Below are 18,935 nucleotides of genomic sequence, written 5' to 3' on the forward strand. Positions count from 1 at the left end.
GTCTTTCGGCTTTCCGGGGCGGGACGGGCTGTCAAGGGTCGCCGAAGGCGATCACGCAGTGACGCGAGCGCAGCGAGCGCCCTTGACAGGCCGGCCCGACACGGAACGACGATGGGACTGACGGGAAACCCCCGAACCAGCCCTGACACCGCCCCAGGGGCCACCGCCCATCCCCCAGCCCGCGGACCCCAGCCCCCGGCGCCAGCCCCCGGCCAGAAGGCACCCACCCGCACAGCGGCCGGGGCCGGACACCCCATGGTGTCCGGCCCCGGCCGCTGTGCGTGCTGCCCCCAGCGGGTCAGCGGGTCAGCGCGGTTACTTCTTGCGGCGCCGGCCGCCCGAGGCCTTCTGGGCCTTGCGGCGCTCCGCGCGCGTCAGGCCGTCGCCCCCGCCGTCGGCGTCGGCGTCGAAGTCGCCCTCGACGACACCGCCCTCACCGTCGACGCTCGGAGCCGAGAAGTGCAGCCGGTCCGGGCGCTGCGGGGTGTCCAGGCCCTTGGCGCGGATCTCCGGGCGCGCCGCGGGCACCGGCTCCTTCACCATGGACGGGGCCACGTCCTGCACCGGGAGCTCCTCGACCTGCTGCTCGACCTGGACCTCCAGGTTGAACAGGTAGCCGACGGACTCCTCCTTGATGCCTTCCATCATGGCGTTGAACATGTCGAAGCCCTCCCGCTGGTACTCGACCAGCGGGTCCTTCTGGGCCATCGCCCGCAGGCCGATGCCTTCCTGGAGGTAGTCCATCTCGTAGAGGTGCTCACGCCACTTGCGGTCCAGCACCGACAGCACCACGCGCCGCTCCAGCTCGCGCATGACCTCGGAGCCGAGCGCCTTCTCGCGTGCCTCGTACTGCTGGTGGATGTCGTCCTTGACGGACTCGGCGATGAACTCGGCGGTGATGCCGGCCCGGTCGCCGGCGGCCTCCTCCAGCTCCTCCACCGTCACCTTGATCGGGTAGAGCTGCTTGAAGGCGCCCCACAGCCGGTCGAGGTCCCACTCCTCGGCGAAGCCCTCGACCGTCTCGGCGGCGATGTAGGCGTCGATGGTGTCGTCCATGAAGAAGCGCACCTGCTCGTGCAGGTCCTCGCCCTCCAGGACGCGGCGGCGCTCGCCGTAGATGACCTCGCGCTGGCTGTTGAGGACCTCGTCGTACTTCAGGACGTTCTTGCGGGTCTCGAAGTTCTGGGTCTCGACCTGCGACTGGGCGGACGCGATCGCGCGCGTCACCATCTTGTTCTCGATCGGGACGTCGTCCGGCACGTTCGCCATGGACATGACCCGCTCGACCATCTGCGCCTTGAACAGGCGCATCAGGTCGTCGCCCAGCGACAGGTAGAAGCGGGACTCGCCCGGGTCGCCCTGTCGGCCGGAGCGGCCGCGCAGCTGGTTGTCGATGCGGCGCGACTCGTGCCGCTCGGTGCCCAGCACGTACAGCCCGCCGAGCTCCTTGACCTCTTCGAACTCGGCCTTGACCGCCGCCTCCGCGCGGTGGAGCGCCTCGGGCAGGGCGTGCGCCCACTCCTCGATGTGCTCCTCCGGGTCGAGGCCGCGCTGGCGCAGCTCCGCCTCGGCGAGGTCGTCCGGGTTGCCGCCGAGCTTGATGTCGGTACCGCGGCCGGCCATGTTCGTGGCGACGGTGACCGCGCCGCGGCGGCCGGCCTGGGCGACGATCGCGGCCTCGCGCTCGTGCTGCTTGGCGTTGAGGACCTCGTGCGGGATGCCGCGCTTGGAGAGCTGCTGCGAGAGGTACTCGGACTTCTCCACCGAGGTCGTGCCGACGAGGATCGGCTGGCCCTTCTCGTGCTTCTCGGCGATGTCGTCGACGACGGCGGCGAACTTGGCGACCTCGGTCCGGTAGATGAGGTCGGGCTGGTCCTTGCGCTGCATGTCCCGGTTGGTGGGGATCGGGACGACGCCGAGCTTGTAGATCTGGTGGAACTCGGCGGCCTCGGTCATGGCCGTACCGGTCATGCCGGACAGCTTCGTGTAGAGGCGGAAGAAGTTCTGCAGGGTGATCGTGGCGAGGGTCTGGTTCTCGTCCTTGATGTCCACCCCTTCCTTCGCCTCGATCGCCTGGTGCATGCCCTCGTTGTAGCGGCGGCCGGCGAGGATGCGGCCGGTGTGCTCGTCGACGATCATGACCTCGCCGTCGATGACGACGTAGTCCTTGTCGGCCTTGAACAGTTCCTTGGCCTTGATCGCGTTGTTGAGGTAGCCGACGAGCGGGGTGTTCACCGACTCGTAGAGGTTGTCGATGCCGAGCCAGTCCTCGACCTTGGCGACACCGGCCTCGTGGATGGCGACGGTGCGCTTCTTCTCGTCGACCTCGTAGTCGCCGGTCTCCTCGATGCCCTTGAGCGGGTTGCCGGCCTCGCCCTTGGTGAGGCGGGTGACCAGCTTCGCGAAGTCGGCGTACCACTTCGTGGCCTGGTCGGCCGGGCCGGAGATGATCAGCGGGGTGCGGGCCTCGTCGACGAGGATCGAGTCGACCTCGTCGACCACGGCGAAGTTGTGGCCGCGCTGCACCAGCTCGTCCTTCGACCACGCCATGTTGTCGCGCAGGTAGTCGAAGCCGAACTCGTTGTTCGTGCCGTATGTGATGTCGCAGTTGTACTGTTCGCGGCGCTGGGCCGGCGACATGTTCGCCAGGATGCAGCCGACGTCCAGGCCGAGGAACTTGTGGACGCGGCCCATCATCTCGGAGTCGCGCTCGGCGAGGTAGTCGTTCACCGTGATCAGGTGGACGCCCAGGCCCGACAGGGCGTTCAGGTACGCGGGCAGCGTGCCGACGAGGGTCTTGCCCTCACCGGTCTTCATCTCGGCGACGTAGCCGAGGTGCAGCGCCGCGCCGCCCATGATCTGCACGTCGTAGTGCCGCTGGCCGAGGACGCGCTTGGCGGCCTCGCGGACGGTCGCGAAGGCCTCCGGCAGCAGGTCGTCGAGGCTCTCGCCGTCCTGGTAGCGCTGCTTGTACTCGTCCGTGAGTGCGCGCAACTCGGCGTCGGAGAGGTTGACGAAGTCCTCTTCGATGGAGTTGACCTGGTCCGCGATGCGGTGCAGTTTGCGCAGGATCTTGCCTTCGCCTGCACGCATGAGCTTGTTGAAGACGGACACCGAGGTTTGTCTCCTTGCCGGTCGGGCCTGGGCACTTTACGTAGCCGGGCACGGCAGGTGGGCCCCACCGCAACGGCCATCGTAAGCGAGGACGTGGTCGCGTCGGGAGGTCCGCCGTGTCCGCAGGGCACGGGCGCCCGGAATGAGAACGTACGGGGGACGCTTTGGGTGCCGGTGGGAGCGAAAACCCCTCGCCCGGGTTACCCGGGGCGGCCACACTCCCTTGCATGGAGCCCGTCACGCTGACCACCGAACGCCTCCTGCTGAGGCCCTTCGCCCCCGACGACGCGGAGGAGGTGTACGCCGCCTGCCAGGACCCCGAGATCCAGCGCTGGACGGTCGTGCCCTCCCCGTACGAGCGCGCGCACGCGCGGGCCTGGGTCGCCGAGCTCTCCCCGGGCGGCTGGCGCGAGGACCGCGAGTACGGGTTCGCGGTGCGGCTCGGGGCCGGTGGCCCGCTGGTCGCCGCGGTGGGCGTGCACGTGCGCGGCCCCCAGGCGTACGAGGTCGGCTTCTGGGCCGTCGAGGAGCACCGCGGCCGCGGCTACGTGACCGAGGCCGTCGGCGGGGTCGCCCGCTGGCTGTTCACCGAGGTCGGCGCCGGCCGGCTGGAGTGGCGCGCCGCCGTCGGCAACGCCGCCTCGCGGGCCGTCGCGGAGAAGGCCGGCTTCCGCGTCGAGGGCACCCTGCGCGCCGCGCTCGACGTGCGCGGCACCCTGCGCGACTGCTGGGTCGCCGCCCTGCTCCCCGGCGACCTCGGCCTGCCCTCCCGCCTTCCGTACCTGCCCGCTGTCAGTGCCACCTCCTAGGCTCGCGGCATGACGATGCTCTCGCTGTCCGCCGACGAGGCCCGCCGGATCGCCCTGCGTGCGCAGGGGTTCCTCGGGGCGCCCGACCGCCGGGGCGGCGTCCGGGGGGTGCTGCGCCACCTGGGCGCAGTGCAGCTGGACACCATCTCGGTCCTGGCCCGCTCGCACGAGCTGATCCCGTACGCGCGCCTGGGCGCGGTGGGCCGGGAGGCGGTGGAGAAGGCCTACTGGAGCGACAGCCACGCCTTCGAGTACTGGTCGCACGCGGCGTGCGTCCTGCCGATCGAGGAGTGGCCGCACTTCGCGTTCCGCCGCCGCGCCAACCGGGCGCGCGGCCACCGCTGGCACGTCCTGCAGGACAAGGAGCGCTCGACGCGGGCGGTCCTGGACCGGCTGAAGGCCGACGGCCCGCTGACCTCCACCGAGCTCGGCGGCGCGAAGAACGGCGGCGAGTGGTTCGAGTGGTCCGAGACCAAGATCGCGGTGGAGTGGCTGCTCGACACCGGTGAGGTGGTCTGCTGCGAGCGGCGCGGCTGGAAGCGGGTCTACGACCTGCCCGAGCGGGCCGTGCCGGACGCCCTCCTGCACGACGACCTGGACGACCGCGAGTGCCTGCGCCGGCTGGTCGCACTGGCCGGGCAGTCCCTGGGGGTGGGCACCCGCGCCGACCTCGCGGACTACCACCGGCTCAAGGGGGAGCAGGTCGACGCGGTGATCGCGGACTCCGGTCTGGTGCCGGTGACGGTGGAGGGCTGGGGCAGGCCGGCCTGGGCCGATCCCGGCGCGCTGGCCACCGTCCCGCGCGGCCGCCACCGTACGACGCTGCTGTCCCCCTTCGACTCGCTGGTCTGGGACCGGCCCCGCACCGAGCGGATCTTCGGGTTCACGCACCGCCTGGAGGCGTACGTCCCCAAGCCGAAGCGGATACACGGGTACTTCGCGATGCCGCTGCTGGCCGGCGGCTGGCTCCAGGGGCGCGTCGACCCGGGCCGCGAGGGCCGCACGCTGGTGGCCCGCCAGCTCTCGCTGGCCACGCCGGGGGCGGCGGGGGCGATGGCCGAGGCCCTGTGGGAGGCCGCCCGGTGGGTGGGGTGCGAGGAGGTGCGGGTGGAGCGCGCCCAGGACGCCCGGGAGGCGGCTGCCGTCTCGGCGGAGCTGGCCGCCCGGCGGCCGTAGCCGGCCGGGCCCGCCCCGCCCGGGGAACGGCTAGCGGATCTCCAGGATCTTCTCCCGCATCGCGTACACGACGGCTTCCATCCGGGAGTGCAGCTGGAGCTTCTCCAGGATGTTGCGGACGTGGTTCTTCACGGTGTTCTCGGAGATGAACAGCTGCTTGGCGATGTCCCGGTTGTTCATCCCGGTGGCCACCAGCTTGAGGACCTCCAGCTCCCGGTCGGTCAGCCGGGGCGCCGGGACCAGCCGGCGCTCGTCGGTGCGCTGGATCATCGACTTGAACTCGGTGAGCAGCTTCGACGCCATCGACGGACTGATCTGCGACTGCCCGTCGGCGACGGCGCGGATGGCCGTCGCGACCTCGTCCGTGGAGATCTCCTTGAGCAGGTAGCCGGTGGCGCCCGCCTTGATCGCGTCGTAGAGGTCGGCCTCCTCGTCGCTGATCGTCAGCATGATGATCTTCGCGGAGGGGGCGACCTCCTTGATCGAGGTGCACGCCTCGATCCCGCCGCGCCGGGGCATCCGCACGTCCATCAGCACGATGTCCGGAAGCAGGTCGGCGGCCTTGTCGACGGCCTCCGCCCCGTCCCCGGCCTCGCCGACGACCTGGATGTCCTCCTCCTGGGCGAGGACGATCTCCAGTCCGCGCCGGAAGAGGGCGTGGTCGTCGACCACGAGTACCCGGATGGGCTCGCCGGCCGGGTCCCCCGCCTCGCGACAGCCGGCTCCGCCGTCGTCACCGCGCGCCGGCCCGAAGCTGTCCGCCATCGTTCCTCCCCCTGCATGTGCTGAGCTGCTGGGCCAATCCGGCGGGGTCGGCCGCCGGTTGACTGTCCGACATGATTCCATGCCCGCCCTGCCGGGCGGGGATCCGGCGGAATCCATCTGGCTCATACGAGTCATACAGGTGCCCCTGCGGAACGCCGTGCGATCCGCAGGGGCAGGGGGTGAATTTCAGCCTCCGAGCGCGCCGCCCGCGCCCGATCCCGAGGGCTCCGAGCTGGACGCGCCGTCGGGGTCCACGTGGATGACGCCGTAGTCGTACGCGTGGCGCCGGTAGACGACGCTGGGCATCTTGGTCTCGGAGTCGACGAACAGATAGAAGTCGTGGCCGACCAGTTCCATTTCGTACAGAGCCTGGTCGAGCGACATCGGCCGGGCCGAGTGGGTCTTCTCGCGGACGATGAGCGGGCCTTCGCCCTGCACTTCGAGGGATCCGATCCGCTTGACCGGAATTCCCTCCTCCGTGTCCTCGTAGACCGGCTCGCCGTTGCTGTTGAGGGTGGCGACGCCCGGCACGCGGTCGGCGACCTCGGCCGCCGGGATACGCCCGGTGCCACGGCGGGTGAAGCGCTTGTCGTGCTGCTTGCGCAGCCGGGCCTCCAGCTTGTCCTGTGCCAGGTCGAGCGCCGCGTACGGGTCTGCGGCGGCGGCCTCGGCCCGGATCACCGGGCCCCGCGAGTGCAGGGTGATCTCCACGCGGTCGCAACGGTCGGCCTGGCGCGGGTTGTGCTCCTTGGACACCTCGACATCCAAGCTGATCACCTTGGCGTCGAGCTTCTGGATCCGCTCGGGATTCAGCTTCTCGGCCACGTGCTTGCGGAACCGCTCGGGTACTTCGGTCTTGCGGCCCTTGACGACGATGTCCACGCAGAACTCCGTTCCCGGAGACCTCCGCCACCAACGGCGAAGCGTCTCCCTTTCGCACCAGGCTCCGGTGAACACCGGAGCCTCGGACTTGGCGACTTTCACCTCCTCCTCCCCCATCGGCAAGATCCACATCCCACCGACTTCGGAGTGAGAGAGCCCCCCTGCAGGCACTGACGAAGATTCCAATAAAGAGACGGACTGGTGCTCCGATGCCTGGGGCCGAAGGATCGCCAGTTCCTCACAACCGAACATATCTCTCATAGCCGGTTGTCGGCACCCGCTACCGAAACGTACCTCCGATCAGGTGGGTGTTCCCTCTTACTACCTGCAACGATGCGCATTCCCCAGGGGTTCCAAATCTATTCACAAGATTTTTGCTCTGTCCGGGTTGCCGCCGGTCCCCGGACCGGCGCGAACGACCGCGCCGGAGCCGCCACCACGGCCGCCGCGTCCGCCCGCAGCCCCGCCGCCCGCAGTGCCCGGGCCGCCTCCGCGAGCGTGGCCCCCGTCGTGATCACGTCGTCCACCAGCACGATCCGAGCGCCCGCCGTCAGCGCGGCCCCGCCCGGGCGCACCTCCAGGGCCCCCGCCAGGTTCTCCTGCCGCTCCCGCGCCCCCAGACCCGCCTGGTCCGCGACGGCGCGCCGCAGCCGCAGTACGGGGGCCACGCGCGCGGCCCCACCGGCCCCGCGCAGCCGCCGGGACGCGGCCAGGGCGATCCTGCGCGCCGGGTCGTGCCCGCGCGCCCGCAGCGTCCGCCGCGCGGACGGCACCGGCACCAGGGCGAGCTCGCCGGACCCGGCCGCAGCCCCGCCCGCCCCCGTCAGCGCCACCGCCGCCGCCAGGGCAGCTCCCAGGGGGCCCGCCAGGGGCAGCGCCCCGCGCTCCTTGTGCGCCAGCACCACCGCCCGTACGGCCGTCTCGTACCGCGCCCCCGCGTACACCTCCGGCAGCCCCGCCGGCCCCGCCCGCCGGGCCACCGGGCGCACCCGCCCGGCCCCGGCTCCGCTCAGGGCTCCCCGGCACGCCGCGCACAGCACGACGCGCGCCGCCCCGCAGCCGGCGCAGTCGGCCGGCAGGACCAGCCCGGCCACCTCACGCCACCACTCCCGCATGCGTCCACCCTGCCGCGCCGCACCCGGCCCCGCGACCCCTGTGGACGGCGCCCGCCCGTCAGCCCGGGTACACCGGGGCCCGGCCGCCCGCCGCCACCGTGCGCCACTGCGCGCCCGGCGGCAGCCACACGATGCCGTCCTCACCGGAGGAGGCCACCACGGGCTTCGCCTCGTCCTCGGCGGCCGCGATCCCGTTGAGCCCCGTCGCGCCCGGCAGGCTCGCGGCGACCAGCGACCCGTCGGCCAGCATGTAGCGGGCCTGGTCCACCCCGCCGCTCTCCCGGCCCACCACCAGCAGCCGGCCGCGCGGCGCCCAGCTCATCGCCGTCACCTCCGCCATCTGCGGGGCCGCCGGGCGCAGCTCGCGCACCGACACCCGGGAGGCGTCCCCCTTGCCCTCGGGGCGTTCGATCCGCCCGATGAAGAGGTTCCTGCGGCCGCCCTCCTTCTCGACGAGCAGCGCGATGCGCACCCCGTCCGAGGAGGCCCGCAGCCCGCTGATCCGCCCTCCGTCGAGCCCGGCGACGTCCACCTTCTGCGGGGTGCCGGTCCCGCCGGGCACCCGCCACAGGCCCTGGCCCTGCGGGTCGAGGTCCGCGACCCACAGGTCGCCCTGCGCGTCCCAGCTGGGCGCGGTGAACTTGCCCGACTTGCTGGTCAGCAGGGCCTGCGGCATCTGCCCCGCCGTCGTCAGCGTCACCACGTACAGGCCGTGCCCGTCGTCGGAGACGACCGCGGCGCGCTTCTCGTCGTACGTCACGGCCGCCGACCCCACCTTGAAGCCGGCGGCGGTGGCCAGCGGGCCGGGCGCGGGCTCCGGCTTGTAGGGCTGCTGCTCCTCGGTGTTGGCGTCGAGGGTCATCCGGACGAGCTTGTAGTCCTTGTCCACGTAGTACTGGTGCTCCGGCGACGGCGGCCGGTTGGCGATGGCCGCGGCGGCCGAGCCGGTGACCCAGCACAGCGAGGACGTGCCGTCGGGGCGCAGCAGTTCGACCCGGTCCAGCTTGGAGGTCGTCAGGTCGCGGACGGTGTAGAGGAGTTGGGTGGCCATCTTCTGGCACTGCGGCTGGGCCACGTTGGCGGCGCTGCCGTTGAGCGGGACGCGCAGGGTGTTCTGGCCGTCGTACGAGAGGGACTTGGTGCCCGTGCGCAGTTCGCTGCCCGTGGGGAAGGCGGTGGAGACGACTGGGCCGAGCCACTTGGAGGGGCCGGCCAGCAGGGACTGCACGGTCTGCGTGGTCGGGTCCATGCGGGTGTCGGGGTCGGTGCGCTGGCGCACGTACACCGGGTCGGCGACGAGGGTGCTGCCCGCGAAGTAGTACTTGTTGACCGGCTTGTAGATGCGCTGGAAGTCGGACTCGCTGAGGACGAGGTTGCTGGGCGGGGTCGAGATCCGCCACTGCTTGTCGACCTGGACGAGCTGGAGGTACTCCTCGTAGCGCCCGCCGCCGGTCTCCGGCTGGTACGCGCTGCGCTCGTCCACGGTCGCGAGCTTCTTGCCGTAGATCTTCCAGCGGGGCTCTTCGGGTTCCCTGTCGCCCTGGACGGGGACCCGGTCGAGGCCGGCGGAGAGGACGGTGACGGCGGAGCCGGGCCGCCAGTTCTTCGCGGCGTCCTCGGTGAGGTACTTGCGGGCGGTGGCCAGTTTCGGGTCGTCGCTGGTCATGGCCTCGAGGAAGCCGTCGACGATGTCGGCCGGGCTGGCCTTGTCGGCCGGCGGCACCCCGAAGACGCGGACCTGCGAGTCGACGCCCTGCGAGGCCTCCACCCGGCGGATCTCGCCGCGGTCCGGCATGGAGGCGCAGCCGCCGATCAGCAGACCGACGGCTCCCAGGGCCAGCGCCACCCGGGTGCCGCGGTGCCGTCGGCCCGTGCGGGCCCGCTGACCGCGCCCGCCCCCGGCGTCCCGTCCGCCCCGTACTCCTGCCGACGCGCGCTCAGCGTCCTCCACCGGGTCCATCCTCCTGTGCTGCGGGCTGATCGGCGGGCCTGGCGACGACCCGGGAGCCGTTGCCGGGCAGCGCCGTGGGGTCGGCGGGCACCGGCAGGGCGGTGGTGACCGCCGGCCTGGGCGGTATCGGGGAGCGGTCGGCGCGCTCGGCACCGCCTCCGGGACGCGTGCCCGGCCCGCCGGCGCCGCCGGGCCGGGGTGCCTCGGCGGCGGCGCGGGCGCGGTTGGCCCGGGAGTCCTCGGGCTCCAGCGGGATCGGCGATCCGCGCAGGGGCTCGTCGGCGGTGCGGGGCAGGGTGAGGCGGAACTGGGACCCGCCGCCGGGCTCGCCCCAGGCCTGGAGCCAGCCGCCGTGCAGACGGGCGTCCTCGACGGCGATGGACAGGCCGAGGCCCGTGCCGCCGGTGGTGCGCGCCCGGGCGGGGTCGGCCCGCCAGAAGCGGTTGAAGACGCGGGTGGCCTCGCCGGGCTTGAGCCCGACGCCGTAGTCGCGGACGGCGACGGCGACGGCCCCGCCGGCCGAGGCGAGCCGGACCACCACGTCCCGGCCCTCGCCGTGCTCCACGGCGTTGACGACGAGGTTGCGCAGCACCCGCTCCACGCGCCGGGCGTCGGCCTCGGCTATGACGGGCTGGGTGTCGCCGAGGACCCGGATGCGGCTGCCCTTGTGCTCCGCGAGCGGCTCGGCCCCGTCGATGACACGGCGCACGACGTCCCGCAGGTCGATGGGCTCGGCCTGGAGGTCGGCGGCGCCGGCGTCGAAGCGGCTGATCTCCAGCAGGTCGGAGAGCAGCGACTCGAACCGGTCGAGCTGTCCGGCGAGCAGCTCGGCGGAGCGCGCGGTGACCGGGTCGAAGTCGACCCGGGCGTCGTGGATGACGTCGGCGGCCATGCGGACGGTCGTCAGCGGGGTGCGCAGCTCGTGCGAGACGTCCGAGACGAACCGGCGCTGCAGCCGGGACAGGTCCTCCAGCTGCTGGATCTTGTTCTGGAGGTTCTGGGCCATCTTGTTGAACGCTTCGCCCAGGCGGGCGATGTCGTCCTCGCCGGTGACCTTCATCCGCTCCTTGAGCCGCCCGGCCGAGAGCCGCTCGGCGATCCCGGCGGCCATCCGGACCGGGGTGACGACCTGGCGCACCACGAGCCAGGCGATGGCGCCGAGCAGCACGACCACGAACACGCCGGCCGTGGCGATGGTGACCTTGACCAGGTTGAGGGACTCCTCCTCCTGGGTCAGCGGGAAGAGGTAGTACAGGTCGTACGGGTCGCCGTTGATGTCGGTGAGCCGCTTGCCGATCACCAGCGCGGGCGCCGGCGGCTTCTCCCCGGCCCCGGCGGTGTACCGGATCTGCCAGAACGTCTTGAAAGTGCCGGTGGCGTGGTTGACGGAGCGGCGCAGCGCCGGCGGGACGCTCGCGGTCGGGTCGACGTTCCCGGAGGCGCGGGCGCCCTTGACGCCCTGGGCGCCCGGGGCGGCCTGCTCGCCGGTGCCGGCTCCGAGCGCGACCACCTCGAAGGCGGTCTGGCCGCCGCTGGCGAGCTGTTTGACGAGCGAGTTCATCCAGGTGCTGGCGTCCCGGCCGACCTTGTTGTCGGTGGCGTCGGGCCCGTCGGCGGCGAAGGGCGTGTTGGCCTTCTCCTGTGCGACCGCGAAGCCTCCCGCGGCCTGGCTCTGGGCGGCCTCCTCCTTGGCTTCGAGGAGCCCCCTGGAGACCTGGGCGATGACGACGAAGCCGAGGGCGAGGACCACGGCGAGCGACATCAGCAGGGTCGCCGCGACCACCCGCAGCTGGATGTTGCGCCGCCAGATCCGGACAGCCGGGAGCAGCGGCCGGCGTACGAGGCGTACGAACAGCCGCAGGAGGGGGCCGCCGGGTGCTCCGTCGGCGATCTGACGGAGCTGCCGGCCGCCCCGCAGCGCTCCCCGGCGGGAGCCGCTCCGGGCCTTGCCGGGCTGCACGTCAGCTGGGTCCGGCCTTGTAGCCGACACCGCGCACCGTCACGACGATCTCGGGGCGCTCCGGGTCCTTCTCGACCTTGGAGCGCAGGCGCTGTACGTGGACGTTGACCAGGCGGGTGTCCGCCGCGTGCCGGTAGCCCCAGACCTGCTCCAGCAGCACCTCGCGGGTGAAGACCTGCCAGGGCTTGCGGGCGAGGGCGACCAGCAGGTCGAACTCGAGCGGGGTCAGCGCGATGGAGGCGCCGTCGCGCTTGACCGAGTGTCCGGCCACGTCGATGACCAGGTCACCGATGACCAGCTGCTCGGGCGCGGGCTCCTCCGACCGGCGCAGGCGCGCCCGGATGCGGGCCACCAGCTCCTTGGGCTTGAACGGCTTGACGATGTAGTCGTCGGCACCGGACTCCAGGCCGACGACCACGTCCACCGTGTCGCTCTTGGCGGTGAGCATGACAATAGGCACGCCCGACTCGGCGCGGATCAGCCTGCACACCTCTATGCCGTCCCGACCGGGCAGCATGAGGTCGAGCAGCACGAGGTCCGGCTTCGCCTCCCGGAAGGCAGCCAGTGCCTTGTCACCGTCCGCTACGAACGACGGCTCAAAACCTTCTCCACGCAGCACAATGCCGAGCATCTCGGCCAGCGCGGTGTCGTCGTCGACGACAAGGACGCGTCCCTTCATGGTTGACATCATCCCATTAGCTAATCGTTACCAGGCGGTGAGCTGTCCCACAGCCAAAAGGGCTGGAAATCGCCCCTCGGACCTGCGTGGAGATCAGGACGACCAGTCTGCCCCGGATCCGCGCGACAATTGAAGGGCGAGCGGCCCGGGATCCGGGGGGACGGCCGGTCCGAGCAGAGCTCCCCCATGGCACGATGGCAGCCGACCAGCGCGCCCGCCACGGCAGGTGCACGTGAAGGAGCGACGATGAACGACTCTCCGGGCTGGGCCGCGCCCGGATCCCCGTCCGACGGCCAGGGCCCCGACGCCGCCCGGCCGGCCGCTCAGCCGTCCGGCTCCGCAGCCGACCCCGGCACCGCCGACGGTACGGGATCCGGCCCGGGCTCCGCTGCCGACCCCGGCACCGGCACCCCCGGCGGCAAGTGGTCCGCGGCCCAGCCGCCGGCCGGCCAGTGGTCGAGCCCCGCGCCCGCCCGGACCCCGCAGCCGGCCCCGCCCGCGCAGCAGCAGGCCCCCGGCTGGGGAACCCACCCCGCCTCCGGCACCCCGTACCAGTACCCCGGCGGCTGGGGCGGCCCCCCGCCCGCCGCCAAGCCCGGTGTGATCCCCCTGCGCCCCCTGGGCCTCGGCGAGATCCTCGACGGCGCGGTCGGCACCCTGCGCGGCCACTGGCGCTCCGTGCTCTCCGTCAGCCTGGTCGTCGCCGCCCTCTCCCAGCTCGCCCTGCTCCTCGTCGAGCGCGCCTGGCTGGACCGCCTCCCGGTCGCGGACGAGGACCTCACCCCCTCCCAGGCCCTCGGCGTCATGGGCAACACCGCCCTCGTCTACGCCTTCCAGTACTACCTGGAGATCCTCGGGCTGATCCTGGTGACCGCCCTCCTCGCGCCCGTTGTCAGCCGCGCGGTCCTCGGCCAGGCCTCCACCGTCTCCGGCACCCTGAAGGCCGTACGCCCCCTCGCACCGCGCATGCTGGCCCTGATCGCCCTGCTGCTCCTGGGCGCCGTCGCCGCCGTCGGGCTCCCGACGCTCCCCGGCATCCTCGCCGGCAGCGCCGCCCTCACCGCCCTCGGCATCCCCGTCGGCTTCCTGCTCCTGGCCTGGTTCTACGTCACCTTCGTGCTGGCCCCGCCCGCGCTCATGCTGGAGCGCGGCACGGCCGTCGCCGCCCTCAAGCGCTCCGCCAAACTGGTCAAGGGCTCCTGGTGGCGCATCTGCGGCATCAGCCTGCTGACCTGGCTGATCCGCGCCATCACCAGCATGGTGATCGTGACGCCCTTCGCGGGCATCGCCCTGTTCGCGGCCCCCGGAGGCATCAGCAGCCTGTTCAACGGCTCCGCCGCCACGAGCTGGACCTTCCTGATCATCAGCGCGATCGGCGGGGTCGTCGGCGCCACCGTCACCGTGCCCATGCAGACGGGCGTCACCACCCTCCTCTACATCGACCAGCGCATCCGCCGCGAGGCCCTCGACCTGGAGCTCGCCCGAGCCGCCGGACTCGACGGCTACGGCACCCCCACCGCCGCCGAACGGCCCGGAGGCTGACGCACCGATGAGCACGGGGGGACTCATCACCACCGGCGCCACGGCCCTGCTGCCCGCCGCCGAGACACCACCGCTGACCACCCCGCGCGACGCCGCCCGCGAGGCGGCCGAACGCGAGCTGGCCAAGCCCGCCTACCACCAGGACGAGCCGGGGCTGCTCCAGCGTGCCCTGGACCGCTTCTGGGAGTGGCTCGGCGACTTCTTCGACCGCGCCTCCGGAGCCACCCCCGGCGGCTGGGCCGGACTCCTCGCCATCGCCGTACTGGTCCTCCTGGTCCTCGCCGCCCTGTGGTGGCGGCTCGGCACCCCCCGCCGCACCCCGGCCGCCGCCGGCACCCTCTTCACCGAGGGCCCCCGCAGCGCCGCCGACCACCGCGCCGCCGCCGACGCCCACGCCGCGGCCGGCCGCTGGAACGAGGCCGTCCAGGAACGCATGCGCGCCCTCGTCCGCTCGCTCGAGGAACGCACCCTCCTCGACCCCCGGCCCGGCCGCACCGCCGACGAGGCCGCCGCCGAGGCCGCCGTCTCCCTCCCCGCCCACGCGGACGGCCTCCGCACCGCCGCCCGCGCCTTCGACGACGTCACCTACGGCGGCCGCACCGCCGACGCCGACGCCTACGCCCGCCTGCGCACCCTCGACCTCACCCTGGAACGCGCCAAGCCGCTCCTGACGGGACCCACCGCATGACCGGCCCCACCCCGCCCCCCGCCGGCCCGGGCACGGACCGGCGCGCAGCGACCTCCACCGCCCTCACCGGCGCCCAGCTCTGGGCCCGCGCCCGCGGCCTGCTCCTCGCCCTCGGCATCCTCCTCGCCGCGGCCCTCGCCCTCGCCGGCCTCCAGGCGGGCGACCACCACGGCCTCCTCGACCCCCGCTCCGCCGACCGCGACGGCAGCCGCGCCCTCGCCCAGCTCCTGAAGGAACGCGGCGTCACCACCCGCGTCGTCACCAACGCCGACGAGGCCGCCGCCGCGGCCGGCCCCCGCACCACCCTCCTCGTCACCGCCCCCGACCTGCTCGGCGAACCCCAGCGGCGCGCCATCCGCTCCGCCATCGACCTCTCCGGCGGCCGCACCGTCCTCATCGCCCCCACCGGCCTCAGCCTCCCCGACCTGGCACCCGCAGCCCACGCGAAGTCCTCCACCGACAGCGACGACCTCGACCCCGGCTGCGCCCTGCCCGCCGCCACCACCGCCGGCCGCGCCGGCACCGGCGACGGCCTCCGCTACACCACCGCCCTCCCCGCAGCCACCGCCTGCTACCCCAGCGACGGCGACCCCACCGTCCTCGTACTCCCCGGCACCACCAAGGGCGGCGACACCGTCCTCCTCGGCTCCGAACGGATCCTGCTCAACCAGCACCTCGCCGAACAGGGCAACGCCTCCCTCGCCCTCCAGCTCCTCGGCTCCCGCCCCCACCTCGTCTGGTACCTGCCCACCCTCGCGGACATGCCCCCCGACGGCCCCGCCGACGACAAGAGCCTCCTCGAACTCGTCCCCGCCGGCTGGCTGTGGGCCCTCCTCCAGCTGGCCGTGGCCGCCGTCCTCGCCGCCCTCTGGCGCGCCCGCCGCCTCGGCCCGCTCGTCACCGAGAACCTGCCCGTCGCCATCCGCGCCTCCGAGACCACCGAGGGCCGCGCCCGCCTCTACCGCAAGGCCTCCGCACGCGACCGCGCCGCCACCGTGCTGCGCGCCGCCGCCCGCGAACGCCTCGCCCCCCTGGTCGGCGTACCGCCCGCCCGGGCCCACGACCCCGAGGCACTCGTCCCCGCCGTCTCCGCCCGCCTGCCCCACGCGGCCGGACCCGACCCGGCCACCACCCTCTTCGGCGCCACCCCCGCCGACGACGCGGCACTCGTCGCGCTCACCGACCACCTCGACGCCCTCGAAAGAGAGGTCCGCACCTCATGACGGCCACCACGGACAGCGCCCGCTCCTCCCTGGAAGCGCTCCGCACCGAAATCGCCAAGGCCGTCGTCGGACAGGACTCCACCGTCACCGGTCTCGTCGTCGCACTCCTGTGCCGCGGCCACGTCCTCCTCGAAGGCGTCCCCGGCGTCGCCAAGACCCTCCTCGTCCGCGCCCTCGCGGCCTCCCTCGCACTCGACACCAAGCGCGTCCAGTTCACCCCCGACCTGATGCCCAGCGACGTCACCGGCTCCCTCGTCTACGACGCCCGCACCGCCGAGTTCTCCTTCCAGGACGGCCCCGTCTTCACCAACCTCCTCCTCGCGGACGAGATCAACCGCACGCCCCCCAAGACCCAGTCCTCGCTCCTCGAAGCCATGGAAGAGCGCCAGGTCACCGTCGACGGCACCGCGCGCCCGCTGCCCGACCCCTTCCTCGTCGCCGCCACCATGAACCCGGTCGAGTACGAGGGCACCTACCCCCTCCCCGAAGCCCAGCTGGACCGCTTCCTCCTCAAGCTCACGGTCGCCCTGCCCTCTCGCGAGGACGAGATCGGCGTCCTGACCCGGCACGCCGCCGGCTTCGACCCGCGCGACCTGCACGCCGCCGGCATCCGCCCGGTCGCCGGCGCCCGGGAACTCGAAGCCGCCCGCAAGGCCGTCGAGGAGACCACCGTCTCCCCCGAAATCGCCGCCTACGTCGTCGACATCTGCCGCGCCACCCGCGAATCGCCGTCCCTCACCCTCGGCGTCTCCCCCCGCGGCGCGACCGCCCTCCTCGCCACCGCCCGCGCCTGGGCCTGGCTCACCGGCCGCGACTACGTCACCCCCGACGACGTGAAGGCCCTCGCCCTGCCGACCCTGCGCCACCGCGTGCAGCTGCGCCCGGAAGCCGAGATGGAGGGCGTCACCGCCGACTCCGTCATCTCGGCGATCCTCACCCACGTCCCCGTCCCCCGCTGATGGCCCCCACCGGACGCGCCGCCCTGCTCGCGGCCCTCGGCAGCCTCCCCGTCGGCATCCTCGAACCGAGCTGGACGGGCATCCTCGCGGTCAACGGCTCCCTCGCCCTGGCCTGCGCGGTCGACTGCGCCCTCGCCGCGCCCGTACGGAGCCTGCGGCTCACCCGGACGGGCACCACCGCCGTCCGCCTCGGCGAGACCGCCGACGTCCACCTCACCCTCACCAACCCCGGGACCCGCACGCTCCGCGCCCGCATCCGCGACGCCTGGCCCCCCAGCAGCTGGCCCCCCGGCACCGAAACGGCCGCCTCCCGCCACGAGCTGACCGTCCCCGCCGGTGAACGACGCCGCCTGACGACCCGCCTGCGCCCCACCCGGCGCGGCGACCGCAAGGCCGCGGCCGTCACCGTCCGCTCGTACGGGCCCCTCGGCCTGTGGGCCCGCCAGGGCTCCCACAGCGCCCCCTGGACGGTCCGCGTCCTGCCGCCCTTCACCAGCCGCAAGCACCTCCCCTCCCGCCTCGCGCGCCTGCGCGAACTGGACGGCCGCACCAGCCTGCTGACCCGCGGCGAGGGCACCGAGTTCGACAGCCTGCGCGACTACGTACCCGGCGACGACACCCGTTCCATCGACTGGCGGGCCACCGCCCGCCAGCACAAGGTCGCCGTCCGCACCTGGCGCCCCGAACGCGACCGCCACATCCTGATCTGCCTGGACACCGGCCGCACCTCGGCCGGACGCGTCGGCGACGCGCCCCGCCTCGACTCCGCCATGGACGCGGCCCTGCTGCTGGCCGCCCTGGCGACCCGCGCCGGCGACCGCGTGGACCTCCTGGCCCACGACCGCCGCCTCCGCGCCCAGGTCCAGGGCCGATCGGCAGCCGACACCCTCCCCGCCTTCGTGAACGCCATGGCCGGCCTCGAACCCGAACTGGTCGAGACGGACTCCCGCACCCTGGTCTCCACCATCCTGCGCAGCGCCCCGCGCCGCTCCCTGGTGGTCCTCCTGACGAGCCTGGACGCCGCCCCCGTGGAAGAGGGCCTCCTGCCGCTCCTCCCCCAGCTGACGCAGCGCCACACGGTCGTCCTGGCCTCCGTCGCCGACCCCCACATCGCCGCCATGGCCACGTCCCGCGGCTCCCTGGACGCCGCCTACGAGGCCGCAGCCGCCACCCAGACCCAGTCCCAGCGCCGCCGCACGGCGGAGCAGCTCAGCCGCCACGGCGTCCACGTCGTCGACGCCACCCCGGACGACCTGGCCCCCGCCCTGGCCGACACCTACCTCGCCCTGAAAGCCGCGGGCCGCCTGTAGCCTCGCTCGTGTTCGGCGATCCCAGGAGGACACCATGGCCGACCTCACCCCGGAGCAGATGCACCGCCTGCACGCTTTCGCGGAGCAGCTCTCGGAGCTGGCCGAACACCATGAAGACCAGTGGAAGGTGCAGACCACCGACGGTCAGATCTTCCTCACGATGATGAACCCCACGGCTCCCCACGGACTGAACGTGGTGAGGGTGCGCCGCCAGATCGAGGCGCAGACACCCGAGGTGATGGCCCTCAGCGACACGAACATGGGCGATCCGGTGACCGGCCTGACGAAGGTCCCGGACCTCATGGTCATCGCCGAGGAGGACACCGACGACACCGCGAAGGTCGTGAACTCCCGCGACGTCCTGCTGGTGGTGGAGGTCGTCTCCCGTACGAACTCGCTGACCGACATCCGCGACAAGCTGTACGACTACCCGAGGATGGGGGTCCCGCTGTACGTCGTCGTGGACCCCCGCAGGGACAAGAAGACCGTGACGGTGCACAGCGAACCCTCGGAAGGGCCCGACGGCATCCGCTACCGCAAGAAGGTCCCCCACGCTTTCGGGGACACCGTCACCGCCGGCCGCTGGACGCTCGACACCAGCAGCCTGAAGAGCTACCCCGCCGACTGGTGAAGGAACAGGAAGGCGTCGGCGCTCGCCCGTAAAGGGCCGTAAACGCAGAAAAGCCCCGCACCAGAAGGTGCGGGGCTTTCCCACAATGATTGTTCGGCGGCGTCCTACTCTCCCACAGGGTCCCCCCTGCA

General features: G+C 72.9%; 15 protein-coding genes. 8 read left to right on the forward strand and 7 right to left on the reverse strand.

The features are described from left to right. Positions 1-315 precede the first annotated feature (315 nt). Positions 316-3,114, reverse strand: coding sequence for a preprotein translocase subunit SecA (secA, locus tag AB0D45_RS32120; RefSeq protein WP_361610222.1), 2,799 nt, complete (start codon positions 3,112-3,114; stop codon positions 316-318). 227 nt (positions 3,115-3,341) lie between these two features. Here secA and AB0D45_RS32125 point away from each other — a divergent pair, with 227 nt between their 5' ends. Further along, on the forward strand, positions 3,342-3,923 hold the full coding sequence (locus AB0D45_RS32125; protein WP_362465688.1) for a GNAT family N-acetyltransferase: 582 nt from the start codon (positions 3,342-3,344) through the stop codon (positions 3,921-3,923). 15 nt (positions 3,924-3,938) lie between these two features. Beyond that, a complete protein-coding gene (locus AB0D45_RS32130) occupies positions 3,939-5,099 on the forward strand; it encodes a crosslink repair DNA glycosylase YcaQ family protein (RefSeq protein WP_362465710.1) in 1,161 nt (386 codons plus the stop codon). Positions 5,100-5,129: 30 nt separating this feature from the next. Here the strand turns inward: AB0D45_RS32130 and AB0D45_RS32135 are convergent, their stop codons facing one another. From AB0D45_RS32135 to mtrA, 6 genes are all read right to left on the reverse strand, one after another. Then, positions 5,130-5,864, reverse strand: a complete 735-nt coding sequence (locus AB0D45_RS32135; protein ID WP_361610224.1) for a response regulator transcription factor — start codon at positions 5,862-5,864, stop codon at positions 5,130-5,132. Positions 5,865-6,050: 186 nt separating this feature from the next. Further along, complete coding sequence (gene raiA, locus AB0D45_RS32140; protein WP_361610226.1) at positions 6,051-6,746, reverse strand: ribosome-associated translation inhibitor RaiA; 696 nt, start codon at positions 6,744-6,746, stop codon at positions 6,051-6,053. 359 nt (positions 6,747-7,105) lie between these two features. Further along, entirely contained in the window at positions 7,106-7,861 is a 756-nt protein-coding gene (locus AB0D45_RS32145; RefSeq protein ID WP_362465692.1) for a phosphoribosyltransferase family protein, read from the reverse strand. Positions 7,862-7,919: 58 nt separating this feature from the next. Then, complete coding sequence (locus tag AB0D45_RS32150; protein ID WP_361611443.1) at positions 7,920-9,812, reverse strand: LpqB family beta-propeller domain-containing protein; 1,893 nt, start codon at positions 9,810-9,812, stop codon at positions 7,920-7,922. Continuing rightward, complete coding sequence (gene mtrB, locus AB0D45_RS32155; RefSeq protein WP_362465712.1) at positions 9,799-11,730, reverse strand: MtrAB system histidine kinase MtrB; 1,932 nt, start codon at positions 11,728-11,730, stop codon at positions 9,799-9,801. The genes AB0D45_RS32150 and mtrB overlap by 14 nt, the downstream gene beginning before the upstream one ends. Before the next feature lie 43 nt (positions 11,731-11,773). Further along, positions 11,774-12,463, reverse strand: a complete 690-nt coding sequence (mtrA, locus tag AB0D45_RS32160; protein WP_007264442.1) for a two-component system response regulator MtrA — start codon at positions 12,461-12,463, stop codon at positions 11,774-11,776. 234 nt (positions 12,464-12,697) lie between these two features. Here mtrA and AB0D45_RS32165 point away from each other — a divergent pair, with 234 nt between their 5' ends. The 6 genes from AB0D45_RS32165 to AB0D45_RS32190 are packed head-to-tail and all read left to right on the forward strand — an operon-like array spanning position 12,698 to position 18,804. Continuing rightward, positions 12,698-13,993 carry a hypothetical protein gene (locus tag AB0D45_RS32165; RefSeq protein ID WP_362465697.1) on the forward strand — a complete coding sequence of 432 codons (1,296 nt, stop codon included), beginning with the start codon at positions 12,698-12,700 and terminating at the stop codon, positions 13,991-13,993. A gap of 7 nt (positions 13,994-14,000) precedes the next feature. Further along, positions 14,001-14,681: a DUF4129 domain-containing protein gene (locus AB0D45_RS32170; protein WP_362465699.1), complete on the forward strand. Its 681-nt coding sequence runs from the start codon at positions 14,001-14,003 to the stop codon at positions 14,679-14,681. Continuing rightward, the gene (locus AB0D45_RS32175; RefSeq protein WP_362465702.1) at positions 14,678-15,904 is read left to right on the forward strand and encodes a DUF4350 domain-containing protein; all 1,227 of its coding nucleotides are present in this window, start codon (positions 14,678-14,680) and stop codon (positions 15,902-15,904) included. Before AB0D45_RS32170 ends, AB0D45_RS32175 begins: the two co-directional genes overlap by 4 nt. Then, positions 15,901-16,863, forward strand: a complete 963-nt coding sequence (locus AB0D45_RS32180) for a MoxR family ATPase (RefSeq protein ID WP_361609788.1) — start codon at positions 15,901-15,903, stop codon at positions 16,861-16,863. Before AB0D45_RS32175 ends, AB0D45_RS32180 begins: the two co-directional genes overlap by 4 nt. Then, complete coding sequence (locus AB0D45_RS32185; RefSeq protein WP_362465705.1) at positions 16,863-18,173, forward strand: DUF58 domain-containing protein; 1,311 nt, start codon at positions 16,863-16,865, stop codon at positions 18,171-18,173. Before AB0D45_RS32180 ends, AB0D45_RS32185 begins: the two co-directional genes overlap by 1 nt. A 34-nt stretch (positions 18,174-18,207) precedes the next feature. After that, entirely contained in the window at positions 18,208-18,804 is a 597-nt protein-coding gene (locus AB0D45_RS32190) for a Uma2 family endonuclease (RefSeq protein WP_362465708.1), read from the forward strand. The last annotated feature ends 131 nt before the right edge of the window (positions 18,805-18,935 follow it).

Source organism: Streptomyces sp. NPDC048352 (assembly GCF_040651895.1).
GTDB lineage: Bacteria > Actinomycetota > Actinomycetes > Streptomycetales > Streptomycetaceae > Streptomyces.

What these genes read in the sequence shown, in the direction of transcription:
- AB0D45_RS32130 (WP_362465710.1), top strand. Translation starts at nt 3,939, where the DNA reads ATGCTCTCGCTGTCCGCCGACGAGGCCCGCCGGATCGCCCTGCGTGCG.
- AB0D45_RS32145 (WP_362465692.1), bottom strand. Translation starts at nt 7,861, where the DNA reads ATGCGGGAGTGGTGGCGTGAGGTGGCCGGGCTGGTCCTGCCGGCCGAC.
- AB0D45_RS32125 (WP_362465688.1), top strand. Translation starts at nt 3,342, where the DNA reads ATGGAGCCCGTCACGCTGACCACCGAACGCCTCCTGCTGAGGCCCTTC.
- mtrA (WP_007264442.1), bottom strand. Translation starts at nt 12,463, where the DNA reads ATGATGTCAACCATGAAGGGACGCGTCCTTGTCGTCGACGACGACACC.
- AB0D45_RS32180 (WP_361609788.1), top strand. Translation starts at nt 15,901, where the DNA reads ATGACGGCCACCACGGACAGCGCCCGCTCCTCCCTGGAAGCGCTCCGC.
- AB0D45_RS32185 (WP_362465705.1), top strand. Translation starts at nt 16,863, where the DNA reads ATGGCCCCCACCGGACGCGCCGCCCTGCTCGCGGCCCTCGGCAGCCTC.
- AB0D45_RS32135 (WP_361610224.1), bottom strand. Translation starts at nt 5,864, where the DNA reads ATGGCGGACAGCTTCGGGCCGGCGCGCGGTGACGACGGCGGAGCCGGC.
- AB0D45_RS32190 (WP_362465708.1), top strand. Translation starts at nt 18,208, where the DNA reads ATGGCCGACCTCACCCCGGAGCAGATGCACCGCCTGCACGCTTTCGCG.
- AB0D45_RS32175 (WP_362465702.1), top strand. Translation starts at nt 14,678, where the DNA reads ATGACCGGCCCCACCCCGCCCCCCGCCGGCCCGGGCACGGACCGGCGC.
- AB0D45_RS32165 (WP_362465697.1), top strand. Translation starts at nt 12,698, where the DNA reads ATGAACGACTCTCCGGGCTGGGCCGCGCCCGGATCCCCGTCCGACGGC.
- AB0D45_RS32170 (WP_362465699.1), top strand. Translation starts at nt 14,001, where the DNA reads ATGAGCACGGGGGGACTCATCACCACCGGCGCCACGGCCCTGCTGCCC.